This is a genomic window from Lachnoanaerobaculum orale (assembly GCF_003862485.1).
Classification (GTDB): domain Bacteria; phylum Bacillota; class Clostridia; order Lachnospirales; family Lachnospiraceae; genus Lachnoanaerobaculum; species Lachnoanaerobaculum orale.
Genome location: NZ_RRCM01000001.1, coordinates 1,041,530 through 1,053,991, shown reverse-complemented (window position 1 = coordinate 1,053,991; position 12,462 = coordinate 1,041,530). Strand labels below are relative to the sequence as shown.

The following is a 12,462-nucleotide window of genomic DNA, read 5'->3' as shown; positions in this document are numbered from 1 at the left end:
ATAGTATTTATTTTGTTTAGTCCGCATCTACATAAAGATGATATTTTTTGCAATGTAAGCATCTGAATAAGTATCCGCAAATATGTCCGTCCTTTACCAGATATTTTTCTACATCCGCAAATTCATTACGTTTATTGTACTCTTCAAAGACTTCTTCTGCAATTCCCATTTCATTTAATTCGTTTGTTCCTACGCTGCCAAGATATGCACAGTAATCATTACAACAGGAAAGCCAATATTCACCCTGCCAGCTCAAATACCCGGGGGTTCTATAGAAAAGTTCCTCATTCTTTTCTTTATCCTCTTCAAAATTCCATTCGGCATCCTGAACAAATTCGGCATCAAACTTTTTTGCGGCTTCTCCGTTTGAAATACATACAGGGCAAAGATAATCAACATCATCTACAGCATATGGACTTTTTACATAGTAAACACTGCTTTCATTACCGCAACAAGGGCATACTTTTGCTTCACCTTCTATAAATGAACCTGTTTCCAAAGGATCGGGGTGATATCTGAATTTCGGCAATAATTTTTTACGTTCTTGCCTTTTTAGCCTTTCTTTTTTATTTAGCGGCCTTGGTGTTGCAAATCTGTCACCATGGCTCTCATTTAAATCTTTTAAACCTAAAAACTTTTTAATCTGTTTTCTGTCCGTTTTATCATATATACTCTCATACAGTTTATATGCACTCTCCATCATATACAGCTGTTGATAGACATCTACCAATACTTCTATGGCTTCTTTTTCGGTTCTTTCTTTCAGTCTGTCTGCAAATTCATATAATGCCAATACACTTGCCTCATTTTCATGATACTTTACAAAGTTTTCTTTTAAGCTGATATATTCTTTTAAAAATTCGTTCATGTTTCATCCTTATATAATCAAAGCATCTCATAATGTTCTTTTACATACTCTATAAACTCGTATATATCTTTAGATACCTCTTCCATTTCACATGATCCCAGTGCTCCTAAATCATTTTTATATATGGTATCGTCCGAGTCCTTTTTTATAAAAAAAGCCAAATCTCCATCTTGACCTATCATAAAAAAATCAGGCTCATATTCAAAAACTTCATATGTCAGATTTCTTTCCGGCAAATCTTCTTCTTCATAAAGTATCACACCTGTATCGCCTACTGAAAATCCTTCACTTCCTCTTATTTCTTTTAAAAACTTTTCATACATTTTTGGAAGATTAAAATTTATATTATCCATAGTATCACCTCATATTTTATAGTTCGAACTTTTCCCAATCATCTACTGATTCTATTATCGGTATCAGACTGTCAATTTCAAAATATTCTTTTTCAATAGGGTCGGCATAACCGTCAACAATCAATACTCCGGTGCATCTTATATGAGCATTATCATCTTTTATCTCTATAATTTCAAGCCTATATGAGACCATAGGTTCCGACTCATAAATATAAAATGTATCTTCTCTTTCATCACATTCTTCCAATGTATTTACACTAAAAGTTTCTCCTACAAGATCTTTTGCACTGCTTTTGTTTGAATCTATACTGTTTATACAAATAGACGGAGCTGCTAATTCACCACGAAAGTTCCCCTCTTTAAAACCTATATCTACAGACCACAAGCCGTTATCTTTATCAAATATAAGGCAACTCTGTCTGTCACTTAAATCATCTTCAAAACGATACTTTTCACCTATCTTTAACATTTTGTACTCCTTTTAAATTTATTATATGATTTCTATTCTAACCTTTCATCAAAAGTAACCCCGATACATGGCCATTTTTTTAGAAATATCCAGTTTTTATCTGTTACTACTTTAAGTATATCTGTATCAAACTTCTTTATTTCTTCTATATTTGTTATCTCACCGCTATAAACTGTACCACTTTTATATGAAATATCTATACTCATATAGTCTTCATAATATGATAAAGACACATATATTTTAAAACTATCTTTTTCATATGAATAACTGCAAATTCCCGCCTCTTTTTCAAAAAGATAGGAAGGCTCACTTTCAAAAAATTCAAAAAAATCAAGTTCATCATATTTCATATACATTCACCTCACACATATCTACTCTACTATATCATTAACATACAATCTGTATCTACTGTACTTTTTATAAAAAAAGAACCGGCAGTGCCGGTCCTTAGTATGTTAACTTTATTTGATACCCTGATCCTTCTTTACCTCTTCCAGCTCTGCAAATACCACATCATTTATTACCTTGATGTAAGTACCCTTCATGCCGGATGACCTGCTTTCTATTACTCCTGCACTTTCAAATTTTCTTAGTGCGTTTACTATCACCGATCTTGTGATCCCTACTCTGTCAGCTATCTTACTTGCTACAAGTACACCTTCGTTGCCGTTAAGCTCTTCAAAGATATGTATTATAGCTTCCAGTTCTGAAAAGCTTAATGTTGATATGGCGGATTTCACAATAGAAATCTTTCTGTTTTCCTCCGCATTCTCCTCATTTACACTTCTCATCATTTCAAGTCCTACCACTGTTGTACCATATTCGCTTAATATTATGTCATCTATATCAAAGCCCTTTTCCTCTTTGTAAATGAATACGGTACCCAGTCTTGAACCTGCAATATCAATCGGGCTTATAATAGCCTGATATCTGTTTACATTTTCCTCGTCAAATCCAAGTGTTGCAAGATTAACATTTTCTTTGGTGGACAATATTGAGAGCAGTCTTTCATTCAGCATTTCATCTATAAATCCTCCGACTTTGTCGGCAATCAACTCTGTGATTTCAGATGTACCATTATGTGTTCCAACTCCTAATACCTTACCCTTTTTACTAATAACAAGACTGTTTGCCTCGAGTATTTCTGATAATACATCACATATATCATTAAATACCACTTTTTGTGAATTATTATTGTGTAATAACTTGTTAATCTTTCTAGTCTTATCCAATAATTGTACACTCATTCAAGAAAACCTCCCCTTAGAAAACAATGTATTTTCAATAAAGCTCACACTTAAATTTTAGCACAATTTGAATAAATGTACAACTTTTTTATGTGATAATTATTATTATTTGCTTATCTAATCCTATTAAAGGCAAATGATACATTATTTATATTTTTGAAAATATCAGAATAATATGCACAAAATTATATATAATCTGATAACAAATAAAAAAGAGGTAGAGTTTTTGCTCTACCTCATACAATTTATAATTCACTATATATTTCTTTACCGTGTACATATACAGCCTTTATGTGGAGTGACTTGTCCATCAATACAAGATCTGCATACTTTCCGTCCTCAATGCTTCCAACTTTATCAAATATTCCTATCTGCCTTGCCGGATTTATTGTAGCCGCAGCTATAGCGTCTTCAAGTCTGATATGCATATCCTGTACGGCTCTTTTCATACATTCAAAAAGGTTTGTAACCGAACCGGCTATAGTACCGTCTTCAAGTATAGCCTTTCTGCCTGTAACAAAGACTTTTTGACCGCCCAGAGTGTACTCTCCGTCTTCAAGTCCGCAAGCTCTCATGCTGTCACTGATAAGTATAACTCTCTCATTTCCAAACATCTTGAATGTGGCTCTTACAACTGCCGGATGAATATGTATACCGTCACATATAAGCTCCACGCATACAGTATCATTATCAACAGCCGCACCTATAACTCCCGGAGCTCTGTGTGTAAACGGAGGCATAGCATTGTAAAGATGAGTCACATGAGATGCTCCCTCTTCAAAAGCTTTGCTTGCGGTGTCATAGTCCGCCATTGTATGTGCAATAGAAACTATCACTCTGTCCTTTACCTCTTTTATGAACTCCATAGCACCGTCATTTTCAGGAGCGATATCTACAAGCTTTATGATATTGCCTGATAAATTGTTGAGTTCATCAAAAAGCTTTGCATCACATTTCAAGATATACTTTGATGACTGTGCGCCTTTTTTTGCTTCACTTATAAAAGGTCCTTCCATATTTATGCCTACAAGCTTTGCACCCTCTTCATTATCATATGCGGCGGCCTTTTTCATGATTTCTCTAAGTTCATCCTTTGAGATGGTCATGGTTGCAGGACAAATACTTGTAATTCCCGACCTTGCCTCATATTTCGCTATATTCTTTATAGTGTCATCATTTGCATCACAGAAATCATCGCCCATACAGCCGTGGAAATGTATATCTACAAGTCCCGGGATTGCGTAGAGTCCTGTAGCATCTATCTGTTTTTTATCACTGTCCGGCGAAAATCCCAGATTCATAAAAGACGGTTCTACGAATTTTTCTCCTGAAATATTTATCTCTCTGTTTCTAAATACCTTGTCAGGGTCAAATACAATAGCATTTTTTATAAGCATGACAGAGCCTCCGCATCACCTATCAAGATAAAATCATTGTGAAGCTGCAGCACCGATGCCGGCACCTTAGGTGTCACAGGTCCGAAGAATGCATCCTTTACTATCTGAGCCTTTCCCTTGCCGCTTACAAGCATAAGTACTCGCTTTGCTCTCATAATGCTTCCTATTCCCATAGTATATGCCTGCTTAGGAACATCATCAATGCTTTCAAAGAATCTCTTATTGGCCTCTATTGTGCTCTGTGTCAAATCCACCACATGGGTCTTATCAATAAACTCGTCACAAGGCTCATTAAATCCTATATGACCGTTATTTCCAAGTCCTAAGAGCTGTAAGTCGATACCGCCGAAGTTACTTATGATGTTCTCATAGTCCTCTCCCGCTTTAATCGCATCAGGCTCCATACCGTCAGGCACATTTGTATTGGACTTATCTATATTGATATGGTCAAAAAGATGTGAATGCATGAAGTAGTAATAGCTCTGATCGTTGTCCTTTGTAAGTCCTCTGTACTCGTCAAGGTTTACAGTCTTAGTCTTGCTAAAGTCAAGTCGGCCCGACTCATATCTTTTTACCAATTCTTCATAGGTTCCGATAGGTGTGGAACCTGTGGCAAGACCAAGTACGGCGTCAGGTTTTAATAAAACCTGTGCGCCTATAATGTCTGCCGCCATCTCACTCATCTCTTTATAATCTTTTGCTTTTAAAATTCGCATAATAGCCCCCTAATTCAACTGTGATTTGAATACTTCTCTTGCTTTATCAAGTGCGTCCTTAATACCTGCAGGATTCTTTCCTCCTGCCTGTGCGATATTCGGTCTTCCGCCGCCGCCACCGCCTACAATTGCGGCAATGCCTTTTATAATATTTCCGGCATGTGCACCCAAAGACAGTGCCTTATCGCCTGCCATACACAGTAAGTTAACCTTACCGTCCACATCCGATGCAAGAACTACCACTCCGCCGTCTACATCTTCTTTTAACTTGTCTCCGAGATTTCTAAGCTCATTCATCTCAACACCGCTTACCTGCATTGCAATGAACTTGACTCCGCCAATCTCTTCGATACTTTCCTCACTGTCTCCAAGCGCTTCACTTGCAAGCTTTGCTTTAAGCTTCTCATTCTCGGACTTAAGAGCCTTCATCTCATCCAAAACGCTCTCTGTCTTTGATACAAGTTCACTCTCGTTTGTCTTTAAAAGCTCGGCCACTTTTTGCATTCTGCTTTCGATGTCCTGATAGAACTCGATAACGCCGTCACCTGTAAGAGCTTCTATTCTTCTTACACCTGCAGCAATACCGTTCTCTGAAAGTATCTTAAAGAGCTTTATATCGGATGTATTATGTACATGAGTACCTCCGCAAAGCTCCTTTGAGAAGTCTCCCATACTTACAACTCTTACATCACCCTGATATTTTTCGCCGAAGAGTGCCATAGCACCGCTCTTTTTAGCCGACTCCACATCCATTATATCTGTAACAACAGGTAATGCCTTATTTATCTCTCTGTTTACAAGTGCCTCTACATTCTCAAGTTCCTCTTTTGAAAGGCTCTTAAAATGTGTAAAGTCAAATCTGAGTCTTTCGGCATCCACATAGCTTCCGGCCTGCTCAACATGGTTTCCGAGCACTTCTCTTAATGCCTTATGTAAAAGGTGGGTTGCGGAATGATTCGCAGCGGTCTTTCTTCTGTTCTTTTCATCTACAACAGTTTCCACCATGTCGTTAAGCTTGAACATTCCCTGACTTACATAGCCTACATGACCTATCTTGTTGCCGCCAAGTTTTATAACATCCACTACATTAAATACCGAGTCCTCTGTCTTTATAACACCGATATCGGCATTCTGACCGCCCATGGTAGCATAGAATGAAGTCTTATCAAGGAAAATCGTTCCGTGATCTCCCTCCGCAATAGCCTCAACTATCTCATCTTCAGTAGTCAGCGCGATAATCTTTCCGCTGTCTGTAAGACTGTTATAGCCTTCAAATACTGATTCAAGCTTAGGATCAAGTGACTGGTATATTGTCACATCTGCGCCCATGTAGTTGGTAGCTTTTCTTGCAGCTCTTGCCTGCTTTCTCTGAGCCTCCATAGCTTTGTTAAAGCCGTCTTCATCTACACTAAAGCCCTTTTCCTCTATTATCTCCTTTGTAAGGTCAAGAGGGAAACCGTATGTATCATACAATCTGAAGGCATCCTCACCTGATATTATCTTCTCTTTATTTTCTGCAAGCTTTTCTTCTATATCGGCGAGTATTGAAAGTCCCTGATCGATAGTCTTATTGAATTTGTTCTCCTCTTCTGTAAGAACCTTCAAAATCATCTCTTTCTTTTCTTCAAGCTCAGGATAGCCGTCCTTAGAAAGTTCAATAACTGTATTTGCAAGATTTGCAAGGAATGTGTCCTTGATACCCAGCATTCTTCCATGTCTTGCAGCTCTTCTTAAAAGTCTTCTAAGTACATAACCTCTACCCTCATTACTCGGCATGATTCCGTCTGAAATCATGAAAGTACATGATCTGATATGGTCTGTGATAAGACGAAGTGAAACATCCTTGCCTGCATCTTCTTTGTATGAAGTATTTGCAAGTTCAGCCACTCTGTCAAGAAGTGCCTTGATAGTATCCACTTCAAATATTGATTCCACATCCTGAAGTGCTACCGCAAGTCTTTCAAGTCCCATACCTGTATCTATATTCTTCTGTATAAGATCCGTATAATGTCCCTTGCCGTCAGAATTGAACTGTGAGAATACATTGTTCCAGATTTCCATATATCTGTCACAGTCACAACCTACCGTACAGGTAGGCTTTCCACAGCCGTATTTTTCTCCTCTGTCATAATAGACCTCTGAACAAGGTCCGCAAGGTCCTTCTCCGTGCTCCCAGAAGTTATCTTCTTTTCCGAACTTAAATATTCTTTCAGCCGGAATACCTATCTCTTTATTCCAAATTTCAAACGCCTCATCATCCTCCAAATACACTGAAGGATAAAGTCTGTTCACATCAAGACCCGCCACTTCTGTCAAAAACTCCCAAGTCCATGCGATAGCCTCATGCTTAAAGTAGTCTCCGAATGAGAAATTACCGAGCATCTCAAAGAATGTACCATGTCTTGCAGTCTTTCCTACATTCTCGATATCTCCTGTACGAATACATTTCTGACATGTACATACTCTTCTTCTCGGCGGTATCTCCTGACCTGTAAAGTACGGCTTAAGCGGTGCCATACCTGAGTTGATTAGCAGTAGTGAATTGTCGTTGTGCGGAACCAAAGAAAAGCTCTTCATAGCCAAATGACCTTTGCTTTCAAAGAACTCCAAGAATTTTCTTCTTATCTGGTTTACTCCGTTTTCACTGTTTACACTTTTGTTACTCATATATCTGTTACTTTCCTTTTCTCATATCACTTGCTTTTTTGCCCAATTTGATGCCTATTAGTGCTAATATTCCAAAAATAATAGCCTTAATTACGCTTCCTACTAATGTTGATAAAAAAACTGCCATAATACACCTCTCTTATTCTTAGGCAATGCCTTATAATTATAGACAAACTGTTTTTATAATATCACAGTTGACGTTAAAACTCAACTTGCATGAACTATATTTCCTAGGTTATACTGTTCTACAGATAATTATATTTATTTTTAGAATAGAGGTACAAAATGGCTTTTGACGGTATAGTCATATCAAACTTGACATATGAGCTTAATACAAACCTTGTGGGCGGAAGAATATCAAAGATTTCCATGCCTGAGGATAATGAGCTTATTTTTACAATAAAGAACAATGCAAAGACTTACAGGCTTTTGGTATCTGCAAGCGCTTCACTGCCGCTTGTCTATCTTACCGATGTCAATAAACCTGCTCCTAAGGTGGCTCCGGCGTTTTTGATGTTGCTTAGAAAATATATAGGCACGGCAAAGATAAACAATATATTTCAGATGGGCCTTGAGAGAATACTTTGCTTTGAACTTGAACATTTAAACGAGCTTGGCGATCTCAGCCACAAGCGAATGTATATTGAAATAATGGGTAAGCACTCAAATATTATATTTACAGACGAAAACAATAAAATAATAGATTCAATAAAAAGAATCTCCGCAAATATGAGCTCTCTAAGAGAGGTACTTCCGGGAAGAGAATATTTTCTGCCTGAAGAACTTAAGAAAAAAGATCTGTTAAATACGGAACTTGAAGAGTTTATAGAGATTTTAAAATCAAAGGAATACCCTCTTGTAAAGTCGATATACATGAATTTTGCAGGTATAAGTCCGCTTATAGCTGAGGAAATAATCTTAAGAGCATCGCTTTTATCACAGGCTCCTTCCACATCTCTTGGTGAACTTGAGTACACTCACCTGTTTCATACAATACAAAATCTCCTTGAAGATATAAATACTCACAACTTTACTCCGAATATAATATATAAAGGTGAAGAGGCGATTGAGTTCTCTTCAATAAGTCTTTATTCATATGAAGGTAAAGAGTACAAAAAAGAATCTTTTGACTCAGTAAGCAAGATGCTTTATGATTTTTATTCATCCAGAGAAGCATTTGTACTTAACAGACAGAAAAGTTCGGATTTACGACGTATTGTAAATACGGCACTTGAAAGAGCAAGCAAAAAGTATGACCTTCAGGAAAAGCAGCTTCAGGATGCCGACAAAAAGGATATATACAGAGTGTACGGTGATCTTTTAAATACCTACGGCTACAGCCTAAAGGGAGGTGAAAGCTCCTTTACCACCGAAAATTTCTACGATGACAATAAGGAAATCACCATACCGCTTGATAAAAATAAATCTGCAAAGGAAAACGCCAAGAAATACTATGACAAGTATGCAAAACTCAGCAGAACCACAAAAGCTCTCAGCGAAGAGATTTTAAAGACAAAAAATGATATGGAACATCTGCAATCCATTCAAACCGCCTTGGAGGTTTCAAGTGATGATGAGAGCCTTTCTCAGATTCGTCAGGAGCTTGTGGATTTCGGATATATCAAAAAACACTCCTCAGCCAAAAAGCAAAAGATTACCTCACATCCTTATCACTACATCTCAAGTGACGGATATGATATATATGTAGGTAAGAACAATTACCAAAATGAAGAACTTACCTTTAAGGTGGCTACAGGAAATGACTGGTGGTTTCACGCCAAGGGAATACCCGGTTCACATGTTATTTTAAAGTCAAACAATGAAGAAGAACTTCCTGACAGAGCTTATGAAGAAGCCGCCGCCCTTGCAGCCTTTTATTCCAAGGCAAAGGATGCGGATAAGGTGGAAGTTGACTACATCCAAAAGAAAAATATAAAAAAAGTTGCAGGTGCCGCTCCCGGATTTGTAATCTACCACTCCAACTGGTCAATGGTAGCCACACCGAAGGCGAATCTGCAACAAAAATAAATTATATGGGCTTTATTCACTGCTACAGCCACTCTTTGTGGTAGCGAATATAAGCCTTTTTTACCGCCGTAACAAGTATCATATATGCTAATACACATGGTATAAGATATAAAAAGAATGATAAAGGCAATGAAACAAACCCTATCGCCTTACCTAACACAGTAAACGGTATTATTGTAATGACTATGATTCCGAAGAAATTAAGCATTGTAAGCGGAGCCGATGCTCTACTTTGTATAAAAGGTAACTTCATAGTACGAATCATATGTATAACCAGTGATTGGCTCCACATGGACTCGACAAACCAGCCTGCCTGAAACATTGCCACATAGGAAGCTCTTATACGGTTGAGTTCATCACCGCTAAAATGACCGGCAAGATTATTATATGTAACTCCGTGACTTACAAAATGAGGGCAGAACACAAAGTACATAAATGCAAATGTCATAAAGTCAAAAATTGAACTTGTAGGCCCTATCCATACCATAAACTTACCGATACTTGAAGCGTCCCACTTCTTCGGCAACTTGATAAACTCCTCGTCCACATTGTCCCAAGGAATTGCACTGCAACATGAATCATATATAAGATTCAGCAAAATAAGGTGCATACTCTCCATAGGCAGGAAAGGTAAAAGTGCTGAAGCACCCAGCACGGAAAACATATTTCCAAAGTTTGACGATGCGGTCATCTTGATATACTTTATCATATTTGCAAAGGTCTTTCGTCCCTCTATGATTCCCGACTCCAAGACCATAAGGTCTTTTTCAAGAAGTATAATATCTGCAGACTCCTTGGCCACATCCACTGCAGTATCTACAGAGATACCTATATCCGCCACTTTCATAGCCGCAGCATCATTGATACCGTCACCCATAAATCCTACAGTATGTCCGTTTTCTCTAAGTACCGATACCACTCTTGATTTCTGACTTGGAGTGAGCTTTGCAAAGACGTCCGTTACCTCGGCCACTTTCTTAAGCTCCTCATCATCCATCTTTTCGATATCACCGCCAAGCAGCATATTTTTTACTTCAAGACCTACCTGATTACATATGGTTTTTGTAACCTTTTCATTATCTCCTGTAAGAATCTTTGTTCTGACACCATGTTCTCTTAATGCCTTTATTGCACCTGCAGCCGACTCCTTCGGCGGATCCAAAAATGCAAGATACCCCATAAGTATCATCTCACATTCATCATCCACACTGCAGCTTTGTTTTTCTATATCTTTTCTTGCAATCGCAAGTACACGGAATCCCTTTACATTAAGATCATCCACCGTATCAAGGATCTTTTTTCTGAAGTCGTTTGTAATAGGTTCCACATTTCCGTTGTACTCGGCATATGAGCATACGGCAAGCATCTCTTCAACAGCACCCTTTGTAACCATCTTTATTGTGCCTGCGTGATTTTGTACCACTGTTGTAAGTCTTCTTCTACCAAAGTCAAACGGTATCTCGTCAATCTTTTTATAGTTTTCAGACAAGTCAAGAAGCTGTGAGTCGTTTGCCTCCTCTTCCTCAGTCCTTTGAATGATGGCAAGGTCCATAAGATTTTTATAACCTGTCTGAAAATAGCTGTTAAGATAACCGTATCTAAGTACTCTTGAGTCCTCATCTCCTTTTATATTAAGGTGATATTCAAGTACCACTCTGTCCTGTGTCAAGGTCCCGGTCTTATCCGTACACAAAATATCCATAGCACCGAAATTTTGTATTGAATTCAAATTCTTTACAATAGTCTGCTTCTTGCTCATTGATACAGCACCTTTTGCAAGACAGCTTGTTACAATCATAGGAAGCATCTCAGGAGTAAGCCCCACTGCAATGGATATTGCAAACAAAAATGCCGAAATCCAGTTTCCTTTTGTAACACCGTTAATTACAAACACTAAAGGCACCATTACAAGCATAAATCTTATAAGTACCCATGAAACGGCATTTACGCCCTTTGTAAAGTTGGTCTCCACAGACTCCGTGGCTATTGCCGATGTCATAGAACCGAAAAGTGTGTTGTCTCCTACAGATACAACTATCGCAGCAGCACTTCCCGATATGACATTGCTGCCCATAAAAGCTATATTTGTATACTCTGTGATATTGTCTTTTTTCTCACATACGGCTGCCAGCTTTTCAATAGGCTCACTCTCACCGCTAAGACTTGACTGGCTTACAAATAAATCCTTTGCTTCTATTATCCTAACATCTGCAGGTATCATATCTCCGGCTGAAAGATATACAATATCCCCTACCACCACTTCATCAAGCGGTATCTCTATATGACTTTTATTCTGTCTTGTAACCGTACAGGTGGTGGTAATCATAGCTAAAAGCTTAGCTGCAGCATCACCGCTTCTGCTCTCCTGAATAAACCTTAACACACCCGATACAAATACCATTGTCAGTATTATAATAACCGTTACAGGATTGAAGTCCTTTTTTGTATTTCCGAACATATGAAGTATAGGAAATATAATATCTGTAACTGTGGAAACTACAGCAAGGCATATAAGCACCACCGTAAAAGGATTTATAAATGCCTCGGCCAATCTTTCCACAATGGATTTTTTCTTCTCTTTTTTTACCTTATTTGAGCCGTATTTATCTCTGCTCTCATCCACCTCTTCTTCAGTCAGTCCATTTAAATTTATATTCAAATATTCTTTTATGTCCTCAACCTTGTGAGTGGCCATATATTCAATATTTGTGTTCATA

At 37.9% G+C, this 12,462-nt stretch carries 10 protein-coding genes; 1 reads left to right on the top strand and 9 read right to left on the bottom strand.

Annotated elements, in window-relative coordinates:
- Nucleotides 1–16: 16 nt before the first annotated feature.
- The 8 genes from EHW90_RS05095 to alaS all read right to left on the bottom strand — a co-directional run bounded on the left by EHW90_RS05095 (nucleotide 17) and on the right by alaS (nucleotide 7,717).
- Entirely contained in the window at nucleotides 17–868 is an 852-nt protein-coding gene (locus EHW90_RS05095) for a CbrC family protein (RefSeq protein WP_124951746.1), read from the bottom strand.
- Nucleotides 869–885: 17 nt separating this feature from the next.
- The gene (locus EHW90_RS05090; RefSeq protein WP_124951744.1) at nucleotides 886–1,221 is read right to left on the bottom strand and encodes a hypothetical protein; all 336 of its coding nucleotides are present in this window, start codon (nucleotides 1,219–1,221) and stop codon (nucleotides 886–888) included.
- Nucleotides 1,222–1,237: 16 nt separating this feature from the next.
- Nucleotides 1,238–1,690, bottom strand: coding sequence for a hypothetical protein (locus EHW90_RS05085; RefSeq protein WP_124951742.1), 453 nt, complete (start codon nucleotides 1,688–1,690; stop codon nucleotides 1,238–1,240).
- 32 nt (nucleotides 1,691–1,722) lie between these two features.
- Nucleotides 1,723–2,040 carry a hypothetical protein gene (locus EHW90_RS05080; protein WP_124951740.1) on the bottom strand — a complete coding sequence of 106 codons (318 nt, stop codon included), beginning with the start codon at nucleotides 2,038–2,040 and terminating at the stop codon, nucleotides 1,723–1,725.
- 111 nt (nucleotides 2,041–2,151) lie between these two features.
- On the bottom strand, nucleotides 2,152–2,937 hold the full coding sequence (gene codY, locus EHW90_RS05075; protein WP_009447173.1) for a GTP-sensing pleiotropic transcriptional regulator CodY: 786 nt from the start codon (nucleotides 2,935–2,937) through the stop codon (nucleotides 2,152–2,154).
- A 245-nt stretch (nucleotides 2,938–3,182) separates the two neighbouring features.
- The gene (gene nagA / locus EHW90_RS05070; protein WP_124951738.1) at nucleotides 3,183–4,334 is read right to left on the bottom strand and encodes an N-acetylglucosamine-6-phosphate deacetylase; all 1,152 of its coding nucleotides are present in this window, start codon (nucleotides 4,332–4,334) and stop codon (nucleotides 3,183–3,185) included.
- The gene (gene nagB / locus EHW90_RS05065) at nucleotides 4,325–5,050 is read right to left on the bottom strand and encodes a glucosamine-6-phosphate deaminase (RefSeq protein ID WP_124951736.1); all 726 of its coding nucleotides are present in this window, start codon (nucleotides 5,048–5,050) and stop codon (nucleotides 4,325–4,327) included. The genes nagA and nagB overlap by 10 nt, the downstream gene beginning before the upstream one ends.
- Nucleotides 5,051–5,059: 9 nt before the next feature.
- Nucleotides 5,060–7,717 carry an alanine--tRNA ligase gene (gene alaS, locus EHW90_RS05060; protein WP_124951734.1) on the bottom strand — a complete coding sequence of 886 codons (2,658 nt, stop codon included), beginning with the start codon at nucleotides 7,715–7,717 and terminating at the stop codon, nucleotides 5,060–5,062.
- 285 nt (nucleotides 7,718–8,002) lie between these two features.
- On the opposite strand from alaS, the gene EHW90_RS05055 reads away from it, so the two are divergent.
- On the top strand, nucleotides 8,003–9,745 hold the full coding sequence (locus EHW90_RS05055) for an Rqc2 family fibronectin-binding protein (protein ID WP_124951732.1): 1,743 nt from the start codon (nucleotides 8,003–8,005) through the stop codon (nucleotides 9,743–9,745).
- A gap of 22 nt (nucleotides 9,746–9,767) precedes the next feature.
- Here EHW90_RS05055 and mgtA read toward each other — a convergent pair whose 3' ends face one another.
- Nucleotides 9,768–12,461: a magnesium-translocating P-type ATPase gene (mgtA, locus tag EHW90_RS05050; RefSeq protein WP_124951730.1), complete on the bottom strand. Its 2,694-nt coding sequence runs from the start codon at nucleotides 12,459–12,461 to the stop codon at nucleotides 9,768–9,770.
- Nucleotide 12,462: the final 1 nt, after the last annotated feature.